The organism is Luteipulveratus halotolerans, assembly GCF_001247745.1.
GTDB lineage: Bacteria > Actinomycetota > Actinomycetes > Actinomycetales > Dermatophilaceae > Luteipulveratus > Luteipulveratus halotolerans.
The window spans coordinates 451,536-473,482 of sequence record NZ_LAIR01000002.1 but is presented as its reverse complement, the minus strand read 5'-3'; the positions used below and the strand labels follow the sequence as shown (position 1 = coordinate 473,482).

The following is a 21,947-nucleotide window of genomic DNA, read 5'->3' as shown; positions in this document are numbered from 1 at the left end:
CATGCGGTTGCTCTACTGGCAGGCATGCACCTGACCCCTGGCGACACCGAGAAGCTGCTGCTGTCGGTCGCAGGCATCATCGCCCGCGACCGGCTCGCGCGCGGCGTACGGCTCAACCACCCCGAGTCGGTGGCGCTGCTGTCGACCTGGGTGATCGAGCGCGCTCGTGAGGGAGCGCTCGTCGCCGACCTGATGGAGCAGGGTCGCAGCGTCCTGAGCCGCGACCAGGTGATGGACGGCGTCGCCGAGATGCTGAGCGACGTGCAGGTCGAGGCGACCTTCCCCGACGGCCGCAAGCTCGTGACGCTGCACCACCCGATCGCATGAGCGGCGCCAGCACCGGCCCCGGCGCGATCCGCGTCCGGCCCGGCACCATCGATCTCAACGAGGGCCGCGAGCGCATCAGCCTCGTCATCGAGAACACCGGCGACCGACCCGTCCAGATCGGCTCGCACCTGCACCTGCCGGCCGCCAACAGCGCACTCGCGTTCGACCGCGCCGCGGCCGAGGGATTCCGGCTCGACGTCCCGGCCGGCACGTCCGTCCGGTTCGAGCCGGGCGTCTCGCGCGAGGTGAGCGCCGTACGCCTGGGCGGGCGCGCCGTCGTACCAGGCCTGCAGATCGGCGGTGACCGCTGATGGTGCAGATCGACCGCGAGCAGTACGCCGCGCTCTACGGACCGACCGTCGGCGACCAGGTGCGCCTCGGCGACACCGACCTGTGGATCGAGGTCGAGCGCGACCTCACCGTCGGCGGCGACGAGGCGGTGTTCGGCGGCGGCAAGACGATCCGCGAGTCCATGGCGCAGGGCACCCGCAGCAACGCCGACGGGGCGCTGGACACCGTCATCACCAACGCCGTGGTGCTCGACCACGGCGGGGTCGTACGAGCCGATGTCGGCATCCGCGCCGGGCGCATCGTCGCGCTGGGCCGGGCGGGCAACCCCGACATCGCCGACGGCGTCCACCCCGACCTCGAGATCGGCCCCGGCACCGACGTGATCGCCGGCGAGGGGCGCATCCTGACCGCGGGCGGCATCGACATGCACGTGCACCTGCTGTCGACCAGCCAGCTGCACGAGGCCCTGGCCACCGGCATCACGACGGTCGGCGGCGGGGGCACCGGACCGTCCGAGGGCTCCAAGGCCACCACCGTCACGCCCGGGCCGTGGCACCTCGCCCACGTCCTGCGTGGGCTGGACGACCTGCCCGTCAACGTCCTGCTGATGGGCAAGGGCAACACCGTCAGTGAGGCAGGACTGCGCGAGCAGGCGCTCGGCGGAGCCGCCGCGTACAAGGTGCACGAGGACTGGGGCTCCACACCCGCCGCGATCGACGCCGCCCTGCGGGCCGCCGACGAGTACGGCCTGCAGGTCACGCTGCACAGCGACAGCCTCAACGAAGCGGGCTACGTCGACTCGACGCTGCGGGCGATCGGCGGGCGCAGCATCCACGCCTTCCACACCGAGGGCGCCGGCGGCGGCCACGCTCCCGACATCCTCTCGATCGCCTCGGAGCCGAACGTCCTTCCGGGATCGACGAATCCGACGCTGCCGCACACCGTCAACACCGTCGCCGAGCACCTCGACATGCTCATCGTGTGCCACCACCTCAACCCGGCGGTGCCCGAGGACCTCGCGTTCGCCGAGTCACGCATCCGCGAGACGACGATCGCCGCCGAGGACCTGCTGCACGACCTGGGCGCGCTGTCGATGACGTCGTCCGACGCGCAGGCGATGGGTCGCATCGGCGAGGTCGTCACCCGCACCTGGCAGGTCGCTCATGTCATGAAGGCGAGGTACGGGCCGCTCGGCGAGACCCGGCCGGCGGACAACGAGCGAGCGCTCCGCTACATCGCGAAGTACACGATCAACCCGGCCATCGCGCACGGCATCGACCACGAGGTCGGCTCCGTCGAGACCGGCAAGCTCGCGGACCTGGTGCTGTGGGACCCGCGGTTCTTCGGCGTCCGCCCGTCGGTCGTGATCAAGGGCGGCGCCATCGTGTGGGCCGCGCTCGGTGACCCCAACGCGTCGATCCCGACACCGCAGCCCGTCCTGATGCGGCCGGCCCTGGTCAACGCCGCGGGTGCCGACCTGTCGAAGGCGTTCGTGTCCCCTGCGGCGCTCGACGACGGTCTGCGCGACCGGCTCGGCCTGCGACGCGAGCTGGTCGGCGTACGACCGACGCGCGACGTCACCAAGGCCGACATGGTCAACAACGACGCCCGACCGCGCATCGACATCGACCCCGAGACGTTCGCGATCGCCGTCGACGGTGGGACCGTACGCCCGCAGCCGGCCACCGAGCTGCCGCTCGCCCAGCTCTACTCGATGTTCTGAGGCGCGAGTTGTCCACTGCCACAGCCGATCTCGGCGTCCTGCTGCTCGCGGACGCGCGCCTGCCCACGGGTGGGCACACGCAGTCCGGCGGCCTCGAACCCGCGCTCCTGGCGGGCCTCCCCGAGGCCGACGTCCCGGCGTACCTGCGTACGCGCCTGCGCACCGCGACGACGGTCGACGCCGCCACCGCAGTGGTCGCCCTGCACGCCCTGCGCACCGGCGAACCTCTCGAACGGGTCACCGACGCGTGGGCGGCGCGCACCCCGAGCGAGGTCGTCCGCGCGGCCGCGATCGAGGTGGGCCGCGGCTACCTGCGCCTGCTGGCCCGGCTCGACGGCGGCTCTCAGCCGCGCGCGACCGAGCACCGGCCACGACCGGTCGCCGTCGCTCTGCTGGCTCACCACCTCGGCATCGACCCGCCCGCGCTCGCCCGGCTGATCTGCCACGACGACCTGCAGACCGTCGGCGCAGCGGCACTCAAGCTGGTGCCGCTCGACCCCGCCGAACCCGTCACCTGGACGCTGCAGCTCGCCGCCGAGGTCGACGACGTCGTACGCCGCGTCGCCGAGCTCACCGAACCCGACGACATCCCGGCTCCTGCCGCGCCCGCGCTCGAGCTGTGGCAGCACGCCCATCACCACGCACCCCGGAGGTTGTTCCGTGCCTGAGCCCACCCCCACCCGCGCCCTGCGCCTCGGCGTCGCCGGTCCGGTCGGCACCGGCAAGTCGTCGCTCATCGGCACGCTGTGCCGAGCGCTGTCCGGTGAGCTGCAGATCGGCGTCGTCACCAACGACATCTACACCGACGAGGACGCCCAGATGCTCCGCGCCGCAGGCGTGCTCGACCCCGAGCGCATCCGCGCGGTCGAGACCGGCGCCTGCCCGCACACGGCGATCCGCGACGACATCACCGCCAACGCGATCGCCGTCGAGGACCTCGAGGCCGACTTCGCACCGCTGGACCTCGTGCTCGTCGAGTCCGGCGGCGACAACCTGACCGCGACGTTCTCGCCCGCCCTCGTCGACGCGCAGCTGTTCGTCCTCGACGTCGCCGGCGGCGGGGACGTCGTCCGCAAGGGCGGGCCGGGCATCGCGCGGGCCGACCTGCTCGTCGTCAACAAGACCGATCTCGCGCCCCACGTCGGCGTCGACGTCGACCTGATGGAGCGGCAGGGCCGCGAGGCGCGCGGTGGCCGACCGGTCGTCGCACTCTCCCGCACCGACGTGGCATCCGTGCAGGCCCTCACCGACTGGGTGCGTACGACGCTCGCCGCCCATCGCAGCGGCGCGCACCAGCCGCAGGACCCAGGTCCGATGGCTCCGCACAGCCATGCCGACGGCACGGTGCACGCGCATTGACCGAACGCACCACGCGCATCACCGTCACGGCGGGGCCTGACGGCACCCGCGCCCGCGTCACCCTCAGCAGCGGGCTCCTCGCGCCACGGCTGCTGAACGCTGACGTCGGGTGCGCCTCGGTCGCGCTCGTGGCGACCTCGGCCACCCTGCTCGCGGGAGACCACGTGCGCGTCGCGGTCACGGTCGGCGCCGGGGTGCGGCTCGACCTGCGCGACGTGGCCGGCACGGTCGCGTACGACGGCCGTGGCGCAGAAGCGTTGTGGGACATGACGATTCGCGTTGACCAAGGCGCGTCGCTGGTCTGGCACGGCGAACCTCTCGTCGTCTCGTCCGGTGCCCGCGTGCGTCGCTCCCTCGACGCCCAGGTCGCCGAGGGTGGGCGCCTCCTGCTGCGCGACACGGTCTCGCTCGGCCGCACCGGCGAGGCTCCGGGCTCGCTGGTGTGTCGCACGCGCATGACGTACGCCGGCCGGCCGGCGTACGTCGAAGAACTCACGCTCGATGCCGAGTCCGTCGGGATGCCAGGCATGCTCGCAGGCCACCGGGTCATCGACACGGTCACCGTCCTCGGCCGGCGTCTCGACCCTCTCGCCGCCGGCGGGCCTGCGGTCCTCCGGCTCGACCAGCCCGGCGCCATCGCCCGCGACCTGGTCCACGACGCACACCGCTCGACGGCGGCACGCGCCTGGCACGCCTGGACGTGACCGACCCCACATCGGGGTTTACGCGCCCGAAACCTGACCGAACGACGACCACAACACGCTGCCGCCACCGTCATCAGGTCCGGTTCCCGACGGGAAGGCAGCACCATGACCGACACCGCTGTGCGCAGTGCGAACGAGACGCTGGAGGACTACACCCTGCGTTTCGCGCCACGCAGCTACCGCCGCTGGGGCACCGGCGTCGTCGCGACGTCCGCGCTCGGCGGCATCGCCTACCTGGCCGACTTCTCGATCGGCGCCAACATCGGCATCGCCCACGGCACGACCAACGCACTGCTGGGCATCGGCATCGCCGCGCTGATCATCTTCGTGACGGGCGTGCCTCTCGCGATCTACGCGGCGCGCTACAACCTCGACCTCGACCTGATCACCCGCGGCTCCGGGTTCGGCTACTACGGCTCGGTGCTGACCAACGTCATCTTCGCGACGTTCACGTTCATCTTCTTCGCGCTCGAGGGCTCGATCATGGCGCAAGGCCTGCAGCTGGGCCTGCACATCCCGCTGTGGCTGGGCTACCTCGTCTCCAGCGTGATGGTGATCCCGCTGGTGATCTACGGCATGAAGGCGCTCGCCAAGCTGCAGCTGTGGACGACCCCTCTGTGGCTGCTGCTGATGGCAGTCCCGTTGCTGTACCTCGTGATCCGCCACCCCGACAGCGTCGGCACGTTCCTGTCGTACGACGGCAAGGACGGCTCCGCGACGTTGTTCTCGTCCGCGATGCTCGCCGCCGGAGTGTGCCTGTCGCTCATCGCCCAGATCGCCGAGAACATCGACTACCTGCGGTTCATGCCGCCGAAAACCCCTGAGAACTCTCGGCGTTGGTGGTCGGCGGTCCTGATCGCCGGGCCCGGCTGGGTGGTCTTCGGCGCGATCAAGCAGATCATCGGCCTGTTCCTCGCGGTCTACCTGATCGCCCACGTGAGTGACGGTGCGTCGTTCGCGAACGAGCCGGTGCACCAGTTCCTCACGACGTACGACGAGATGATGCCGTACTGGCTCGCGATGACCCTCGCCGTCGTCCTGGTGGTGCTGTCCCAGATCAAGATCAACGTCACCAACGCCTACTCGGGCTCACTGGCGTGGACCAACTCGTTCACACGGCTGACGGGTCGCTACCCGGGACGGCTGGTCTTCGTCGTCGTCAACGTCGGCATCGCGCTCGCCCTCATGGAGGGCAACATGTTCGACGTCCTCAACGACATCCTGTCGTTCTACGCCAACATGGCGATCGTCTGGATCGTCGCGGTCGCGAGCGACATCGCGATCAACAAGTGGGTGCTCCACCTGTCTCCGACCGTGCCCGAGTTCCGTCGCGGCATGCTGTATGCCGTCAACCCGGTCGGCTTCGGCACCGTCCTGATCGCCGGCGGGCTGTCGATCCTGTGCTACTTCGGTGGCCTGGGTGACGGCCTCAAGCCCTACTCACCGCTGGTCGCCGTCGTGCTCGCCGCGGTGCTCCCGCCCGTCATCGCCGTCGCGACCCGTGGCCGCTACTACCTGCGGCGCGACCACGACGGCATCGACGAGCCGCTGTTCGACGAGCACGGCAACCCCTCGGCCGCCGAGCTCGACTGCCTCGTGTGCGCGCAGACCTTCGAACGCCCCGACATGCTCGCGTCGGCTCGCGGTGACGGCCATGTCTGCTCGCTGTGCCTGGCGACCGACCGATCCGGCACGCACGTGCTGCCCGCCCGTTGACCGGCGTACGCCGTCAGAGGGTGGAGCCTGCTCTCTGACGGCGTACGCGCCAACGTGCGTGCGAACGTCACACGCCCGGCCTAGTGTGGTGACAAGGCACGACCCGCACTCGCTAAGCCTGGTGAGCCAGAACGATGAGTTCCACGTCCACACAACGGCTCGGTCGCGTGGTCATCCGGTTCGCGGGTGACTCGGGCGACGGCATGCAGCTGACCGGTGACCGGTTCACCGCCGAGACCGCGAGCCTCGGCAACGACCTGTCGACACTGCCCAACTTCCCGGCCGAGATCCGCGCACCGCAGGGCACGCTGCCCGGCGTCAGCAGCTTCCAGGTGCAGTTCGCCGACCACGACGTGCTCACACCGGGCGATGCCCCCGACGTGCTCGTCGCGATGAACCCTGCTGCCCTGCGCGCCAACCTCGGCGACCTGCCCCGCGGCGCGACGGTCATCGTCAACACCGACGAGTTCACCCAGCGCAACCTCGCCAAGGTCGGCTACACCGCCGACCCGCTCGACGACGGCAGCCTCGACTCCTGGCAGGTCCACGGCGTCCCACTCACCTCGATCACGGTCGAGGCGCTCGACGGCTTCGACCTGACCCGCAAGGACAAGGAGCGCGCCAAGAACATGTTCGCGCTCGGTCTCCTGTCGTGGATGTACACGCGGCCCACCGAAGGCACCGAGACGTACCTCAAGACCAAGTTCGGCAACCGGCCCGAGATCCTCGCGGCCAACCTCGCCGCCCTGCACGCCGGCCACGCCTACGGCGAGACGACCGAGGCGTTCGCGGTGTCCTACACGGTCGCACCGGCCCCGATGCCGAGCGGCACCTACCGCAACATCACGGGCAACCTGGCGCTCGCGTACGGCTTCGTCGCCGCCTCCCACCGCAGCGGGCTCCCGCTCGTGCTCGGCAGCTATCCGATCACGCCGGCGTCCGACGTCCTGCACACGTTGTCGACGCTCAAACGGTTCGGCGTGACGACGATCCAGGCCGAGGACGAGATCGCCGGTGTCGGAGCGGCCCTCGGCGCGGCGTACGGCGGTGCGCTGGGTCTGACGACGACCTCCGGTCCGGGGCTCGCGCTGAAGTCGGAGACGATCGGCCTCGCCGTCTCGCTCGAGCTGCCGCTCGTCGTGGTCGACGTCCAGCGCGGCGGCCCCTCCACCGGGCTGCCCACCAAGACCGAGCAGGCCGACCTCCTGCAGGCGATGTTCGGACGCAACGGCGAGTCGCCCGTCGCCGTCGTCGCACCCTGCAGCCCGACCGACTGCTTCGACACCGCCATGGAGGCCGTGCGTATCGCGACGACCTACCGCACCCCGGTGATCGTCCTGTCCGACGGCTATCTCGCCAACGGGTCCGAGCCGTGGCGCATCCCCCGGGTGAGCGACCTCCCCGACCTCACCGTCGAGTTCGCCACCGAGCCGAATGCCGTTGACGATCAAGGCAGTCCGACGTTCCATCCCTACCTCCACGACGAGCAGACCGTCGCGCGCCCGTGGGCCGTCCCGGGCACGCCCGGGCTCGAGCACCGCGTCGGCGGCATCGAGAAGGCCGACGTCACCGGCAACATCAGCTACGACCCCGGCAACCACGACCACATGGTCCGACTGCGTCAGCGCAAGATCGACGTCATCGCCGACAGCATCCCGCCCCTCGAGGTCGACGACCCGTCCGGCGACGCACGCGTGCTGGTCCTGGGCTGGGGCTCGACGTACGGCCCGATCAAGGCGGCGGTCCGGCTCGTGCGCGGCACCGGCGCCACCGTCGCGCAGGCGCACCTGCGTCACCTCAACCCGTTCCCCGCCGACCTCGGCGACGTGCTGCACCGCTACGACCGGGTCGTGGTCCCCGAGATGAACCTCGGACAGCTCGCGCTGCTGCTGCGCGCGAAGTACCTCGTCGACGTCCGCAGCCACACCGCCGTGCGGGGGCTGCCGTTCAGCACCACCGAGCTCGCCGACGTGATCGCCGACGCCGCCGGGCGAGGAGGCGAGCCCCTCAGGGCGAGCCGTCTCGAGACCAAGGACCTCTCATGACCACCGACCTCGGCATGCCCGGGCTGCACGGCGTCCCCACCACGGACGAGCAGCAGACCCGCAAGGACTTCACCTCCGACCAGGAGGTCCGCTGGTGCCCCGGCTGCGGCGACTACGCGATCCTCGCCGCCGTCCAGGGCTTCCTGCCCGACCTCGGGCTGCGCCGCGAGAACATCGTGTTCGTCTCGGGCATCGGCTGCTCCAGCCGTTTCCCGTACTACCTCGACACCTACGGCATGCACTCGATCCACGGTCGCGCGCCGGCGATCGCGACAGGCCTCGCGACTTCACGGCGCGACCTGTCGGTCTGGGTCGTGACGGGCGACGGCGACGCGCTCTCGATCGGCGGCAACCACCTCATCCACGCGATGCGCCGCAACGTCAACATGACGATCCTGCTGTTCAACAACAAGATCTACGGGCTCACCAAGGGGCAGTACTCCCCCACGTCCGACATCGGCTCGGTCACCAAGTCGACCCCACTCGGCTCGGTCGACCAGCCGTTCAACCCGGTGTCGCTCGCGCTCGGCGCCGAGGCGTCGTTCGTCGCGCGCACCATGGACACCGACCGCAAGCACCTCACCGCCGTGCTCCGGGCGGCGGCGCAGCACCGCGGCACCGCCCTGGTCGAGATCTACCAGAACTGCCCGATCTTCAACGACGGCGCGTTCCAGCTGCTCAAGGACCGCGACGAGCAGACCGCGCGCATCCTGCACCTGGTCGACGATGAGCCGGTCCGGGCGGGCGAGGGCGACGGCGCTCGCGTGGTCGTCCGCGACGACCAGGGGCGACTCCGCGTCGTCCCCGAGGCCGACGCCGACCCGGCCCACGTCGTACGCCATCGGGTCAGTGATCCCGACCCGAGCCAGGCGTTCGCGCTGAGCAGGCTCGACGACCCGACGTTCGCGCAGGTGCCGATGGGTATCTTCCGCGACGTCGTCCGACCGACGTACGACGACGGTGTGCGTGCCCAGGTCGACGCTGCCGTCGAGCAGGCGGGCGGTCCTGCCGGCGACCGTGACCTGCAGACCCTCCTCGAGGGCAAGGACACCTGGACCGTCGGCTGACCCGGGGCGGACGCCCGCTCTCAGCGACCGCCGGCGTCGTAGCCGGCGGGCACCTCGTAGATCGCGCCGTTGACACCGGCCCGGAACCTCCGGCCGGCCGAGAAGCCTTGTGTGCCATGGCCATACGTCACCTGCGTGGTCAGCGGCATGCCGTCCTGGATCGAGCAGAACTGCCCGCCCTCGACCCGCCAGATCTGCCCCGCGGTCCAGGTCGTCACCAGCGGTCGGCCCGCGCTGTCGAGCGTCAGGCCGTCCGGCACGGCGAGCGCGTCGAGCAGGCCCGCCGAGACCCAGCGCTGCGGCGTCTGAGGCGCATCGACGGGGATGCGGAACAGTGAGGGCGCAGGGCCGGACTGGATGACGTAGACCGACTTCTGGTCGGGCGCGACGGCGATGCCGTTGGGGATCGGGACCTTCGCCCAGTCGTGGTCGACCGTGCCGTCCGGGCTGACGCGCCCGATGTTCTGCCCGCCGACCGTCGTCGTGTAGACGGTGCCGTCCTGCGCGAGCGCGATGCCGTCGATGCCGCCCAGCCCGTCGGCGTAGACCGAGACTGCTCCGGTGTCAGGGTCGACGAGCTTGACCTCCGAGTGCGGGAACAGGTCGCCGGTGGCCGAGGTCAGCAGGTCGTTGCCGGTGCCGACCAGCAGCTTGCCGTCGGGGCGTACGACGATGCCGCCCGTGGCGTTGATGCCGCCCGTGATCGCCACGGGCTGCGACTGCGGCGTGTCCATCCGGTAGACCTTGCCGCTGAAGTAGCCGGTCATGAACATCCGCCCGTGACGGTCGACGATGATCGACTCGATGTGCTCGCCGAGCTGGGCGAGCTTCACCGGCGCTGCGGCAGTGACCGACGCGCAGCCGGAGGCGGCCGTGCGCCGCTTCGTCGAGGGCGACGTGCTGCCGCACCAGGACCAGTGGGAGCGCGACGGCGAGCTGCCACGGTCGCTGCACCAGCGCGCGGCTGCGCTCGGACTGATCGGCGCAGGCTTCCCCGCGTCGGTCGGCGGCGGTGACGGCGACCTGGTCGACGCCATGACGATCGCCGAGGAGCTGCACCACGCGGGTGGCGCGGGCGGGCTCTTCGCGTCGCTGTTCACCTCGGGCATCGCACTCCCCCACCTCATCGCGGCGGGCGATCCTGCGCAGGTCGAACGGTGGGTGCGGCCGACGCTCGCGGGCGAGCTGATCGGCTCGCTCGCGATCACCGAGCCCGGCGGCGGCTCCGACGTCGGCCACCTGAGCACCACTGCGCGCCGCGACGGCGACCACTACGTCGTCAACGGCGCCAAGACCTACATCGCCTCAGGGTGCCGCGCCGACTTCGTCGTGACCGCGGTGCGCACGGGCGACGCCGGCGCCGGCGGTCTTTCGCTGCTCGTGGTCGAGAAGGGCACGCCGGGCTTCGAGGTGTCACGCAGGCTCGACAAGATGGGCTGGCTGTGCTCCGACACCGCCGAGCTCTCGTACACCGACGTGCGCGTGCCCGCGAGCAACCTGATCGGCGCCGAGAACTCCGGATTCGCCCAGATCGCAGGCGGATTCGTCACCGAACGGGTGGCCTTGGCCACCCAGGCGTACGCGTCCGCCCAGCGTTGCCTCGATCTCGCCGTCGCGTGGTGCCGAGACCGCGAGACGTTCGGGCGCCCGCTCATCAGCCGCCAGACCGTGCAGCACACGCTCACCGAGATGGCCCGGCGCATCGATGTCGCGCGCGTCTACACACGATCGGTGGCCGAGCGTCATGCCGCCGGCGAGCACGACCTGATCACGCAGGTCTGCTTCGCCAAGAACACCGCAGTCGAGGCCGGCGAGTGGGTGGCACGTGAGGCCATGCAGCTCTTCGGCGGCATGGGCTACATGCGTGAGAGCGAGGTCGAGCGGAAGTACCGCGACATGCGCATCCTCGCCATCGGCGGTGGCACGTCCGAGATCATGACCGACCTGGCCGGCAAGCTGTTCGGCTACACCTCGCGCTGACTCCCGCGCGGGGGTCGCTGACACGACGGGCCTCCGCCCACGACCTGTGCCGCACATGTGTGAACCTCAGCGCCGGACGAGCTCGCCGGCCCCAATCCTCGACCTGCGTTACGCCGATGCAGGCGACGTTACTCACGGTTCGACTCGCTCGATGGTCCCCACCTTGTCGATGCCTCGGTCAAACGAGATCACAGATGTGTCGCCGTCGTGTTCGGCGCGTGCCACCAGATATGCGTCGGCGAAGTCGAGCCGGTACTGCTCGTAGATCTCCACGGTCCGCAGTACCGTGTCGCGGCTGTCGACCACGATGCGCGGACTGTTGACGATGGCACGGACAAGCTCGGCGACGTCGGAGCGAGCCACGCGATAGACCGACTGCAGGACGTAGACCGTCTCGGCGACAATCAGGTGAGGCAGGGCGAACGTCACGCCGCTCGCGAGCATGGCGGTTGCGCGCTCGGCCTGGTCCGCAGGGTCGCCGGTCAGGTGACGGATCAGGACGTTGGTGTCGAGGTAGTCGACCATCCTGCAGCTCAGTCGGAGGTCGCACGTCGGCCGGCCACACGGTCGGCGCGCGCCTGCCAGGCGCGGACCTTGATCTCGGACCAGCCCTTGTCGCGAACGTCGTCGGGCACGCCCACCACGCCGGCGAGGTCAATCAGATCGGGCGTTGCGGCGACGGAGGCCTGGTGGCCCTTGACGCGGAAAACGAGCATGTCGCCCTCCTTGACACCGAGGGCATCGCGCACGGACTTGGGCACGGTGACCTGCCCCTTGCTGGTGATCTTGGCTGCCACATCCATGGCGCACTCCTTACATGGTGTTTTTGTAAGGTTACGCCTTTCCGTCGACTCCCGGTACCTCCAGGTCACCCGTCGCGGCGACTACGGTCCGCGCTTGACGTCACTCGCGGAGCACCTCGAACTGTCTTGCGAACTGGTTGGGAGACCGGCGAGTTCGGTCCCCACGACACGCTCAATTGCAAGAGCCCTCAATCCACATCGGCCTCGTCAATGGCGTAGCAGTGCTTCTTGGGGTTGCGCGTGCACTCCGCGACCGGAGTGCGCTCGGTCACCTTCCGCTTGGTGGTGCCGTCGGACGCGGTGAAGTCGATCCACGCGGTCGGCTTGTTATAGAAACGCAGCTTGCCGCCGCACGCGCCACGTCCCAGCTGCATCTGGCACCGCCCACCCAGGCGCAGCAGCGCCAGACGGCCGCGACCGGCGTCATCCGTGATGCCGGCCGCGACTGGCAGGAGGCTCACCCGCGAGAAGCACATAGTGCGCGACCGGATGAGGCGCCGCACGATCATCACGAATGCCCAAGCGGCCGCGAGGCCGAAGAAGACATAAATCGGCAGCATCTGCTGGTCAACCCCCGAGAACGGAGTCTCAGCTGCGGCGGAAGCCCGTCCATCGAACGGTAGGTTCTCCCAGAGTTGCATCACCGCCTTCCAACCTCCGAACGCCGCGGCAATCGTGATGATCGCCGCCACAAAGTTGATGCCGCGCTCCGTCACCGGGAGCAGCCATCGCTTCTTCACGAAGTACGGCTGGAGGTCGGGACCCTGGTCGCCGAAGACGGTGTAATTGCCGTTGCCCACGACATTTCTGTCCCCGCTGACGTTCCCGTCGCCGACAACGCTGCCGTGGATCTCGCCCATGTTCCTGATCTGAGACATCTCAACTGCCCTTCAATCGATGACTAAGACGCGCATCACAGTGGCATGTGGTACCGACATTGACTCGTGTCGAAGTCCCGGCCGCGTGGTGGCAGGTCGGGCGAGAGACGCGCTCTCCTGACTCTTCCGTGGGGGGACGTCCTCGATCGAGCGATCGGCACCGGTGCGCTGAGCACCTTGTCAATTCAGGTCCACACGATCAAAGGAAAGGACGTCTATCGCGTCCATGTCCCGCCATCAGCTCATCCGGTGTGGGCCAACGTGTAGGTTCCGAAGGGAGGCGCACTGCAGCGTGAGGAACACTTCTACGCGCGCATTAACAACAGCACCAGGCAGATCAAGAACGAGGAGAAACGCGGTCGCTACATCGCACGCGTTTGGCCTGACTAGCCGAGAACCGTTGCCAGATAAGGGTTCTCGAACACACGCTCCGGGTCGAGCTCGTCGCGCAGGGCGACGAAGTCGTCGTACCGCTCGTATCTCGGGCGCAGATCGGCCGCAGTGAGGTCGTGCATCTTGCCCCAGTGCGGGCGCGCACCTTCGATCGAGCGCAGCATCGACCAGAACGCGTCGAAGTACGCCCGGTGGTCACGCCGGTGGTACTGGTGGATCGCGACGTAGCCGGTCTCGCGGCCGAAAGCCGTTGACAGCCAACGGTCGTCGGCCGCCGCGAAGCGCACCTCGACCGGGAAGGCCACGAGCTCGTCCCGCCGGTCGCAGTACGCCTTGAGCTCGGCGAGCAGCTCGGGCACGACGGCCCGCGGAACGGCGAACTCCGACTCGCGGAACCTCACGGTGCGCTGGGTCGCGAAGATCTTGTACGACGAATCGGTGTAGGTGCGCTCGGACAGCGCCCGGCCCGACACCTGGTTGACCCGCGGGATCGCTTGCGGCACAGCGGTGGTCAGCCGGTTGATGCCCTCGAACAGCGTGTTGGACAGCAGCTGGTCGTCGAGCACCTCCCGCCACCGAGGCAACGGCGCACGCTGCCCCGGATCGCTGATGCGCGTGCTGGTCTTGGTCAGGACGCGGTCGGTGTGCGGGAACCAGTAGAACTCGAAATGGTCTGCTGCGTCGACGGTCTCGTCGAGCGAGCCGAGCACCGCATCGAGTGTGGACGGCGCCTCGTGCGCCTTCAGCAGGAACGCCGGGACGCACTGCAGCTCGTACTCGGTGACGACTCCGAGCGCACCCAGGCCGAGCGCCGCGGCGGGGACCAGGTCGGGACGGTGGGCGTCGTCGTACCGGACGATACTGCCGTCGGCGAGCACCATCTCGACTCCGACCACGAACCCGGACAGGCCGGTGAACCGCAGACCGGTGCCGTGCGTCCCCGTCGAGAGCGCGCCCGAGATCGTCTGCCGGTCGATGTCACCGAGGTTGGGCATGGCCAGCCCGAGGCGTTCCAGCGCCGGGTTGAGCACGTGCAGCGGCGTGCCGGCGCGCACCCGGACCCGCCCGGTCGAGACGTCGTGCGCGACCACGCCGCTCACGCGCTGCATCTGCAGCTGGAGGTCGACCGGCTGACCGACGGCGGTGAACGAGTGACCGGAGCCGATCGGCTTGACCTTGCGGCCCGTACACGCGGCGAGCGCCACGGCCTCGGCGACGTCGGCGGTGTCGCGGGGTGCGTAGACGTCGACCGCGTCGGCGGTCACGGTGCCGGCCCAGTTCGCCCAGCGCTGCTTGTCAGCCAAAGTTCTGCCCCTCACCTCGGTACGTCGGCAGCCGACCCGCGACCCGCCCCTGCTCGAGCAGCACGACCTCGTCGAACCGCTCGCACATCTCACCCGCCTTGGCGTGCCTGAACCAGACCAGGTCGCCGACCCGCAGCGCTCGAGCTGCGTTGCCACGCAACGGAGTCTGCACCTCACCGGTGCCCTCCTGCCCGAAGGTCCGCAGCCCTGCCGGGAACGCGACGTGCGGCACCCGGGACTCACCGGGCGGACCGCTGGCGACGTAGCCGCCGGAATAGGTCACGACCACGTCGTCGGACGGCTTGCGGACCACCGGTGACACGAAGTACGCCGCGGGGTGCAGGTGCGCGCCGTCGTACTGGTCGAACAGCGTCGGTGTGAAGAGGCCGGAGCCGGCGGCCAGGTCGGTGAGACCCGGCTCGTCGCGCAGCAGGTGCAGGCTGCCGGTGCCGCCCGCGTTGACGAAGTCGAGGGACGCATGGCGTGTGACCGCTGCCAGCACGCGCGACCTGCGGTGCGCGAGCTCACGCAACGAGGCCTTCTTCATCAGCCGCACCGCCGCGCTGGAGTCGGGCACGCCGGCGATCTGAGCGTCGTAGAACATCACTCCCGCCAGGCGTACGCCGGCCGTGCTGGTCACGAGCGCGGCGATCCGTTCGGCGTCGGCCGGTCTGTGGACACTGGAGCGGTGGGCGCCGATGGCGACCGGCCCGACGCGCAGGGAGCAGTCGACGTCGATGGCGACCCGCAGCGGGTGGTCGACCGCGCACTCCGACACCAGCTGTACGTGCTCGGGCAGGTCGACCATGAACGCGACCTCGGACGCCAGGCGCTCATCGGCGCTGATCGCCCGCAGAGTCGCCCGGTCGACCGTCGGGTAGGCGACCACGACGTTGTTGACCCCGTGGCCGACCAGCCACCGGGCCTCGGCGGCGGAGTAGGCCAGCACACCGGCGTACCCGTCCTCGCCCAGCAGTCGCTCGATGAGCCCGCGCACCCGGATCGACTTGGAGGCCAGGCGGATCGGCAGGCGGCCGGCACGCTCGCGCATCTCACGCGCGTTGGCCAGCAGCACCCCGAGGTCGATGACCGCGGTCGGGGCGGCAACGCCGTCGAGCCCGCCTCCGAGTGCTCCGGGACCCGTCGGCCCGGAAGTTGGTCGGTTGTCCAAGTCCACGTCGGCAGTCTAGGCGACGGATGCCGTCGTCGGGCTGAGGCTCGGACCTCGCCAGGTTGTCACGCACGGTTCACCTGCTGGTCGCCTGAAGCGCTGCGCCCGTCGGACCGACCGTCCTAGCGTGCCAACCGCCCCGCTGGACTCCCAGAAGGATCAACTCCCGTGACTGTCGACGACGCTCCTCGCAAGCGCCTCACCCTCCCGCTCCTGCGTCCCGCGCACGCGGGCGGCCGCAGTGCCATGACCTGCCACTACCGCTGTGACGACGCGTGCTCCAAGCCGATCGCCAACGAGTCGGACAACTCCTACTTCGGCGACATCGTCCGCGAGGGCATCAGCCGCCGTACCGCGCTCAAGGCCACCGGCGTGACCGCCGCGGTGGCCGGCCTCGCCGTCGCCGCTGGCGCCCAGCCCGCCGCCGCCGCGCCGGGCTCGGCCGCGAAGGCCAAGACCTCTCCGTTCGTCTACGACTTCGAGGCCACCGCGCCGCAGCCGTTCACGACCGACGACGTCATCACGCCCGAGGGCTTCACCTGGAAGCCGCTGGTCAAGTGGGGCGACCCGATCGTCGCCGGCGCCCCCGAGTTCGACTTCGACAACCAGACCGCCGCCGCGCAGGAGAAGCAGTTCGGCTACAACTGCGACTACGTCGGGCTGGTCCGCGACCGCCACGACCACAAGGGCGTCCTCGTCGTCAACAACGAATACACCAACGACGAGCTGATGTTCCGCGGCTACACCGGCGCCTCCGGCCTCACCGACGAGCAGATCAAGATCACGATGGCCGCGCACGGCCTGTCCGTCGTCGAGGTCCACAAGGCCGGTCGTGAGTGGAAGGCCCTGCTCGGCGCCCGCCGCAACCGCCGCATCACCGCCACGACGCCGTTCGAGCTCGACGGCCCGGCGGCCGGCTCCACGCTGGTCCGCACGAAGGCCGACCCGACCGGCCGCCGCGTGCTCGGCACGGTCGGCAACTGCGCCGGTGGCACGACCCCGTGGGGCACGATCCTGTCGGGTGAGGAGAACTTCAACGGCTACTTCAAGGCCACTGCCGCGCCCGCCGGCCAGGAGGCGGCGTTCGCCCGCTACGGCCTGACCGGCTCGACCGGCCGCGCCTGGGAGAAGGTCGACCCCCGCTTCGACGCCGCGCAGGAGCCCAACGAGTCGAACCGGTTCGGCTACATCGTCGAGGTCGACCCGCTCGACCCGACCTCGACGCCGCGCAAGCACACCGCGATGGGCCGCTTCAAGCACGAGGGCGCCAACGTCTCGGTCGCCCCCGACGGTCGCGTCGTCGCAGTCATGGGCGACGACGAGCGCTTCGACTACATGTACAAGTTCGTCTCGAAGAAGAAGTACGTCGAGGGCGACCGCAAGCACAACCTCACGCTGCTGTCCGAGGGTGACCTCTACGTCGCGAAGTTCACCGGCGACGGCTTCGAGGACGGCGTCAGCGACGGCACCGGCGAGTGGCTGCCCCTGGTCGTCGACGGCAAGTCCAAGGTCGCCGGCATGTCCGTCGAGGAGGTGCTGGTCCACACCCGCCTCGCCGCGGACAAGGTCGGCCCGACCAAGATGGACCGCCCCGAGGACGTGGAGCTCAACCCGGTCAACAAGCGCGTCTACGCCGCCCTGACCAACAACTCCAAGCGTGTCCCGAGCCAGATCGACGAAGCCAACCCGCGCGCCAGCAACAAGCACGGCCAGGTCATCGAGCTCACGGCTCCGGGCAACGACCACACCCAGGCGACGTTCACCTGGAAGCTCGTCCTCGTCTGTGGCGACCCGAACGACCCGGCCACGTACTTCAACGGGTTCGACCGCAGGGAGGTCAGCCCGATCTCCTGCCCCGACAACGTCGCCTTCGACTCGGTCGGCAACCTGTGGATCTCCACCGACGGCAACGCTCTCGGCAACGCCGACGCGTTCTTCATGATGCCGCTCGAGGGCCCGCACAAGGGTCACCTCAAGCAGTTCCACACCGTCCCGCACGGTGCCGAGTCGGCCGGTCCGCTCATCGTCGACGACACCACCGTGTTCTGCGCCGTGCAGCACCCGGGCGAGGTCGACGGCGCGTCGCCGAGCAACGTCCAGTCGCAGTTCCCGTACGACGGCACGGGCCAGCCGCGCCCGTCCGTCATCCAGGTGTTCGCCGACAAGCCCGGCCGTCGCTGACGCCTGACGCTGTACGACGAAGCCGCACCTCGGTCACCGGGGTGCGGCTTCGGCGTACTCGGGCAGCGGCTCAGGTCGTGCCGGTCGTCGGCGAGCTGGTGCTTGCCCGGCCGGGTACGCCGGGGACCTGGCCCTGCTGCGGCGCGTTGCCCTGGGTGCCGTTCTGGTTCTGCTGGTTCTGCTGCACCCACGGCGGCGCCTGACCGCCGCCCCGACCCATCCCGGGCGGGCCGCTCATACCGCCGCCACCGCCGGAGCCCTGCGGCATCGCTGCGGCCGCCGCGATGGAACCACCGGACGCCAGGCTGATCGCGAGGGCTGCGGTCACGGCGGTCTTCTTGCCCGACCACCGCGGTTCGCGGATCGCCGGCGCGGTGGACGGTGGCACGTCGTGCGGCCGCTGTGGGTCGTCGTACTGCTCGGTCATCGAGTCTCCTTGGGGTTGTTGACTTCTCAGCCGTACGCCGGTCCTCGACGACAGTGCTGACCGATGCTGTGCAGATGCTGTGGGAGGGCCATGACGTGCGTACGCGCGCTCTCACCCGGCCGCCAAAGGCGAACCACAGGATCCCCACAGACGCCGTCGCGACTCTCGCTGGCCATGGACACCATGACCTTCTCCCCCGGCTCCTCCGCGAGCCGCCGGCACGAGGCGACCGATGCACCGGGCGGCGGGCATGCCGCACTCCGGTCACGGGGTCGACGCTGGTGGCGCGGCCCCGACGACGACCCTCGGTGGGCTCGCCCCGCGCTCCTCGCTCTGCTGGTCGCGACCGCCGCGTTCTACCTGATCAACCTCACCGCCAGCGGCTACGCCAACGCGTTCTACTCCGCGGCCGTGCAGGCCGGCAGCCAGAGCTGGAAGGCGTTCTTCTACGGCAGCTCCGACGCGGCGAGCTCGATCACGGTCGACAAGCCGCCGGCGTCGCTGTGGCTGATGGCGCTGTCGGTCAGGGTCCTCGGCCTCAGCTCGTTCGCGATCCTGCTGCCGCAGGTGCTGATGGGTGTCGGCACCGTCGGTGTCGTGTACGCCGCGGTGAAGCGCTGCACCTCCGCGGCGGCCGGTCTGATCGCCGGTGCGGTCATGGCGCTCACCCCTGTCGCCGTGCTGATGTTCCGGTTCAACAACCCGGACGCGCTGCTGACGTTGCTGATGGCCCTGGGCGCGTGGGCCACGATGCGCTCGATCGAGAAGGGCTCCGTCCGATGGATGGCCATAGTCGGTGCCTTCATCGGCCTCGGCTTCCTGACCAAGACCCTTCAGGTCCTGCTGGTCGTCCCGTTCTTCGGCATCGCCTACCTCGTTGCTGCGCGAACGTCGTTGCGCCGCAGGGTGATCGGCAGCATCGTCGGTGTCGCAGCGATGGTGCTCTCGGCCGGCTGGTGGATCGCGGTCGTCGAGCTGATGCCGGCCAGCATGCGCCCCTACATCGGTGGCAGCCAGCACAACTCCTTCCTCGAGCTGACCTTCGGCTACAACGGACTCGGCCGCATCAACGGCAACGAGACCGGCTCGGTCGGCGGGGGTGGCGGCGGCAACGTGGGCGGCGGCTGGGGCGAGACCGGCCTGTTCCGGATGTTCTCCTCCTCCATCGGCGGTCAGATCAGCTGGCTCGTCCCGTCGGCGCTCGTCCTGCTGGTCATCGGACTGGTGCTGCGCGGACGCGCGCCGCGCACCGACCTGCGCCGGGCGGCGTACCTCGTCTGGGGTGGCTGGCTGCTCGTCACGACGCTGACCTTCTCGTTCATGGCCGGGATCTTCCACGAGTACTACACCGTGGCTCTGGCCCCTGCGATCGCTGCTCTCGTCGGCATCGGCGCCTGGGAGGCGTGGGAGCACCGCGACCGCTCGATCGGCTCGGTCACCCTCGCAGCGGCGACCGCGGCGGCCGCGACCTGGTCGTTCATCCTGCTGTCCCGCGTCGAGTCGTTCGGTCCCCTGCGCATCGGCGTCCTCGCGGTCGGCATGGCTGCCGCACTCATGCTGCTCACCCTGCGGTGGATGCACCGCCGGGCGATCCCCGTGGTCGTCGCGGCCGCACTGGTCGCCGGCCTCGCCGGGCCAGCGGCGTACAGCGTAGACACCGTCGCGACCGGTCACACCGGGTCCATCGTCACGGCCGGCCCGAGCTCGGGTGGCTCGGGCGGGTTCGGCGGCGGTCGTCCCCCGGGTGGGATGACCGGCGCGATGCCGGGCGCGCCTGGCGGCACCACCCAGCAGGGCGGTACGACCCAGCAGGGCGGTACGACCCAGCAGGGGCAGCGGGGTACGACGGCGTCCGGCGCACCTGGCGGCGGCATCGGCGGCCTGCTCGACGCCTCGACGGCGAGCAGTGCGGTGGTGAAGGCACTGCAGCAGGACGCGTCGTCGTACACCTGGGTCGCTGCAGCCATCGGCTCGCAGAACGCCGCCGGGCTGCAGCTCGGGAGCGAGCTGCCCGTCATGGCGATCGGCGGGTTCAACGGTTCCGACCCGAGCCCGACGCTCGCCCAGTTCAGGCAGTACGTCGCGCAGGGCAAGATCCACTATTTCCTCGCAGGAGGAGGCATGGGCGGCGGAATGGGCGGCAACGGGGCGGGCAGCCAGATCAGCAGCTGGGTCCAGCAGAACTTCACGGCCGTGACCATCGACGGCCAGACGTTCTACGACCTCACCCGACCGACCTCGGGCAGCTGAGCCCCTGCACTGCGAAACCGTTGACCTGAAAGGAGATTCGCACATGCCGTCCCTCGACACGACGCCCGCACCTGCGGCGCTCGAGATCGCTGCAACGACCGCGGTGGTCGACGTCCTCGTCCCGGTCCACAACGAGGAGCACGTGCTTGCCGCGTCCATCGAGCGGTTGCACGGTTACCTCACCGAGCATCTGGTCTACCCGTTCCGGATCACGGTCGCCGACAACGCCAGCACTGACGCGACGCTCGAGGTGGCGCACGGCCTGCGGCAGCGGCTGCCGGGTGTCGAGATCGCGACGTTGACCGAGAAGGGACGCGGCCGAGCTCTGCGCCAGGTGTGGCTCGCGAGCGACGCTCCCGTGCTGGCGTACATGGACGTCGACCTGTCGACCGACCTCGCGGCGTTCATGCCGCTCGTGGCGCCGCTGCTGTCAGGGCATTCGGACGTCGCCATCGGATCGCGAATCACACACGGTGCCAACGTGATTCGCGGCACGAAGCGCGGGGTCATCTCGCGCTGCTACAACCACGTGCTCCGCGTGGGGCTGGGTCACGGTTCACCGACGCACAGTGCGGGTTCAAGGCGATCCGGCGCGACGTCGCGCACGAGCTGCTGCCGCTCGTCGAGGACAACACCTGGTTCTTCGACACCGAGCTGCTCGTGCTCGCCGAGCGCTGCGGTCTGCGCATCCACGAGGTGCCGGTCGACTGGTACGACGACCCCGACAGCCGCGTGGACGTCGTCGGCACCGCGACCGACGACCTGCGGGGCGTGCTGCGGATGCGGCGCGCCCTCCTTCCGGTCGGGGGCGCTGCCGGTGGCGTCGATCAAGGAGCAGCTCGGTCGAGGCACGGTCGTGCTCGACGGACCGCACGGCCCGGTCGTGCAGGTCGCGCGCACAGGATCGCCGCTGGGCGGGCAGGTCATGCGGTTCGCGGCGGTCGGGGTGGCGAGCACGGTCGTCCACCTCGGGCTGTTCGCGGCGTTCGTCGCAGGCGGCACGGGTCGGCAGGTCGCCAACCTGGTCGCGCTGCTCATGGCGACCGTGCTCAACACGACCGCCAACCGGGCGTGGACGTTCGGCGTACGCGGTCGGTCACGGCTGCTGGTGCAGCACGGCCAGGCGTTGGCCGTCTTCGCCCTCACGTGGGGTACGACGGCCGCTGCCCTCGCCGTGCTCGGCGCCACCTCCGACGGTGCGAGCGCAGCGGCGGCGACCGTCGTGGTCGCCGGGGCGAACGTCGTCGCCACCGTGGCGCGGTTCGTGGCCATGCGTCGGTGGATCTTCCGCGCCCCAGCGCGGATCGCCGCCTGAGGCCCGGCCGCGG

20 protein-coding genes are annotated in these 21,947 nt (G+C 70.1%); 13 read left to right on the top strand and 7 right to left on the bottom strand.

Annotation, left to right across the window (positions count from 1 at the left end; genetic code table 11):
- Positions 1-24 precede the first annotated feature (24 nt).
- From VV01_RS02745 to VV01_RS02705, 9 genes are all read left to right on the top strand, one after another.
- The gene (locus VV01_RS02745; RefSeq protein WP_050668549.1) at positions 25-327 is read left to right on the top strand and encodes an urease subunit gamma; all 303 of its coding nucleotides are present in this window, start codon (positions 25-27) and stop codon (positions 325-327) included.
- Positions 324-638 carry an urease subunit beta gene (gene ureB, locus VV01_RS02740; protein ID WP_050668548.1) on the top strand — a complete coding sequence of 105 codons (315 nt, stop codon included), beginning with the start codon at positions 324-326 and terminating at the stop codon, positions 636-638. The genes VV01_RS02745 and ureB overlap by 4 nt, the downstream gene beginning before the upstream one ends.
- On the top strand, positions 638-2,341 hold the full coding sequence (locus VV01_RS02735; protein ID WP_050668547.1) for an urease subunit alpha: 1,704 nt from the start codon (positions 638-640) through the stop codon (positions 2,339-2,341). Before ureB ends, VV01_RS02735 begins: the two co-directional genes overlap by 1 nt.
- An 8-nt stretch (positions 2,342-2,349) precedes the next feature.
- Positions 2,350-3,009, top strand: coding sequence for an urease accessory protein UreF (locus tag VV01_RS02730; RefSeq protein ID WP_050668546.1), 660 nt, complete (start codon positions 2,350-2,352; stop codon positions 3,007-3,009).
- On the top strand, positions 3,002-3,700 hold the full coding sequence (gene ureG, locus VV01_RS02725; protein ID WP_050668545.1) for an urease accessory protein UreG: 699 nt from the start codon (positions 3,002-3,004) through the stop codon (positions 3,698-3,700). Before VV01_RS02730 ends, ureG begins: the two co-directional genes overlap by 8 nt.
- On the top strand, positions 3,697-4,404 hold the full coding sequence (locus VV01_RS02720) for an urease accessory protein UreD (RefSeq protein WP_050668544.1): 708 nt from the start codon (positions 3,697-3,699) through the stop codon (positions 4,402-4,404). The genes ureG and VV01_RS02720 overlap by 4 nt, the downstream gene beginning before the upstream one ends.
- A 105-nt stretch (positions 4,405-4,509) precedes the next feature.
- Positions 4,510-6,120 carry a purine-cytosine permease family protein gene (locus VV01_RS02715; protein ID WP_050668543.1) on the top strand — a complete coding sequence of 537 codons (1,611 nt, stop codon included), beginning with the start codon at positions 4,510-4,512 and terminating at the stop codon, positions 6,118-6,120.
- Positions 6,121-6,254: 134 nt separating this feature from the next.
- Complete coding sequence (locus VV01_RS02710) at positions 6,255-8,165, top strand: 2-oxoacid:acceptor oxidoreductase subunit alpha (RefSeq protein WP_050668542.1); 1,911 nt, start codon at positions 6,255-6,257, stop codon at positions 8,163-8,165.
- Entirely contained in the window at positions 8,162-9,232 is a 1,071-nt protein-coding gene (locus VV01_RS02705; protein WP_050668541.1) for a 2-oxoacid:ferredoxin oxidoreductase subunit beta, read from the top strand. The genes VV01_RS02710 and VV01_RS02705 overlap by 4 nt, the downstream gene beginning before the upstream one ends.
- A 20-nt stretch (positions 9,233-9,252) precedes the next feature.
- Here VV01_RS02705 and VV01_RS02700 read toward each other — a convergent pair whose 3' ends face one another.
- Positions 9,253-10,065 carry an SMP-30/gluconolactonase/LRE family protein gene (locus VV01_RS02700; protein ID WP_050668540.1) on the bottom strand — a complete coding sequence of 271 codons (813 nt, stop codon included), beginning with the start codon at positions 10,063-10,065 and terminating at the stop codon, positions 9,253-9,255.
- Here VV01_RS02700 and VV01_RS02695 point away from each other — a divergent pair.
- Positions 10,025-11,212, top strand: coding sequence for an acyl-CoA dehydrogenase family protein (locus VV01_RS02695; protein WP_197274980.1), 1,188 nt, complete (start codon positions 10,025-10,027; stop codon positions 11,210-11,212). The genes VV01_RS02700 and VV01_RS02695 overlap by 41 nt on opposite strands.
- Before the next feature lie 132 nt (positions 11,213-11,344).
- Here VV01_RS02695 and VV01_RS02690 read toward each other — a convergent pair whose 3' ends face one another.
- The 5 genes from VV01_RS02690 to VV01_RS02670 form a co-directional block, all read right to left on the bottom strand.
- Positions 11,345-11,737 (bottom strand): PIN domain-containing protein, encoded by a 393-nt coding sequence (locus tag VV01_RS02690; protein WP_050668538.1) that lies wholly within the window; start codon positions 11,735-11,737, stop codon positions 11,345-11,347.
- 8 nt (positions 11,738-11,745) lie between these two features.
- Positions 11,746-12,015, bottom strand: coding sequence for an AbrB/MazE/SpoVT family DNA-binding domain-containing protein (locus VV01_RS02685; RefSeq protein WP_050668537.1), 270 nt, complete (start codon positions 12,013-12,015; stop codon positions 11,746-11,748).
- A 188-nt stretch (positions 12,016-12,203) separates the two neighbouring features.
- Positions 12,204-12,875 (bottom strand): hypothetical protein, encoded by a 672-nt coding sequence (locus tag VV01_RS02680; RefSeq protein ID WP_157508718.1) that lies wholly within the window; start codon positions 12,873-12,875, stop codon positions 12,204-12,206.
- Positions 12,876-13,279: 404 nt separating this feature from the next.
- Positions 13,280-14,590 carry a D-arabinono-1,4-lactone oxidase gene (locus VV01_RS02675; protein WP_197274979.1) on the bottom strand — a complete coding sequence of 437 codons (1,311 nt, stop codon included), beginning with the start codon at positions 14,588-14,590 and terminating at the stop codon, positions 13,280-13,282.
- Positions 14,583-15,767: an alanine racemase gene (locus tag VV01_RS02670; RefSeq protein WP_231635137.1), complete on the bottom strand. Its 1,185-nt coding sequence runs from the start codon at positions 15,765-15,767 to the stop codon at positions 14,583-14,585. The genes VV01_RS02675 and VV01_RS02670 overlap by 8 nt, the downstream gene beginning before the upstream one ends.
- Positions 15,768-16,007: 240 nt before the next feature.
- On the opposite strand from VV01_RS02670, the gene VV01_RS02665 reads away from it, so the two are divergent.
- Complete coding sequence (locus VV01_RS02665; RefSeq protein WP_082221155.1) at positions 16,008-17,942, top strand: PhoX family protein; 1,935 nt, start codon at positions 16,008-16,010, stop codon at positions 17,940-17,942.
- Between the two features lie 70 nt (positions 17,943-18,012).
- Here VV01_RS02665 and VV01_RS02660 read toward each other — a convergent pair whose 3' ends face one another.
- Positions 18,013-18,369, bottom strand: a complete 357-nt coding sequence (locus VV01_RS02660) for a hypothetical protein (protein WP_050668534.1) — start codon at positions 18,367-18,369, stop codon at positions 18,013-18,015.
- A gap of 174 nt (positions 18,370-18,543) precedes the next feature.
- Between VV01_RS02660 and VV01_RS02655 the strand changes: the two genes are divergently transcribed.
- Both VV01_RS02655 and VV01_RS02650 read left to right on the top strand, forming a co-directional pair.
- The gene (locus VV01_RS02655) at positions 18,544-20,619 is read left to right on the top strand and encodes an ArnT family glycosyltransferase (RefSeq protein WP_050668533.1); all 2,076 of its coding nucleotides are present in this window, start codon (positions 18,544-18,546) and stop codon (positions 20,617-20,619) included.
- A gap of 43 nt (positions 20,620-20,662) precedes the next feature.
- Entirely contained in the window at positions 20,663-21,934 is a 1,272-nt protein-coding gene (locus VV01_RS02650; RefSeq protein WP_231635136.1) for a glycosyltransferase, read from the top strand.
- Positions 21,935-21,947: the final 13 nt, after the last annotated feature.

Bases quoted from the DNA above. Each gene is read 5' to 3' on its own strand.
- VV01_RS02745 (WP_050668549.1), top strand. From the start codon at position 25: ATGCACCTGACCCCTGGCGACACCGAGAAGCTGCTGCTGTCGGTCGCA.
- ureB (WP_050668548.1), top strand. From the start codon at position 324: ATGAGCGGCGCCAGCACCGGCCCCGGCGCGATCCGCGTCCGGCCCGGC.
- VV01_RS02735 (WP_050668547.1), top strand. From the start codon at position 638: ATGGTGCAGATCGACCGCGAGCAGTACGCCGCGCTCTACGGACCGACC.
- VV01_RS02715 (WP_050668543.1), top strand. From the start codon at position 4,510: ATGACCGACACCGCTGTGCGCAGTGCGAACGAGACGCTGGAGGACTAC.
- VV01_RS02710 (WP_050668542.1), top strand. From the start codon at position 6,255: ATGAGTTCCACGTCCACACAACGGCTCGGTCGCGTGGTCATCCGGTTC.
- VV01_RS02705 (WP_050668541.1), top strand. From the start codon at position 8,162: ATGACCACCGACCTCGGCATGCCCGGGCTGCACGGCGTCCCCACCACG.
- VV01_RS02695 (WP_197274980.1), top strand. From the start codon at position 10,025: ATGATCGACTCGATGTGCTCGCCGAGCTGGGCGAGCTTCACCGGCGCT.
- VV01_RS02690 (WP_050668538.1), bottom strand. From the start codon at position 11,737: ATGGTCGACTACCTCGACACCAACGTCCTGATCCGTCACCTGACCGGC.
- VV01_RS02685 (WP_050668537.1), bottom strand. From the start codon at position 12,015: ATGGATGTGGCAGCCAAGATCACCAGCAAGGGGCAGGTCACCGTGCCC.
- VV01_RS02680 (WP_157508718.1), bottom strand. From the start codon at position 12,875: ATGGGCGAGATCCACGGCAGCGTTGTCGGCGACGGGAACGTCAGCGGG.
- VV01_RS02665 (WP_082221155.1), top strand. From the start codon at position 16,008: ATGACCTGCCACTACCGCTGTGACGACGCGTGCTCCAAGCCGATCGCC.
- VV01_RS02660 (WP_050668534.1), bottom strand. From the start codon at position 18,369: ATGACCGAGCAGTACGACGACCCACAGCGGCCGCACGACGTGCCACCG.
- VV01_RS02655 (WP_050668533.1), top strand. From the start codon at position 18,544: ATGGACACCATGACCTTCTCCCCCGGCTCCTCCGCGAGCCGCCGGCAC.
- VV01_RS02650 (WP_231635136.1), top strand. From the start codon at position 20,663: ATGCCGTCCCTCGACACGACGCCCGCACCTGCGGCGCTCGAGATCGCT.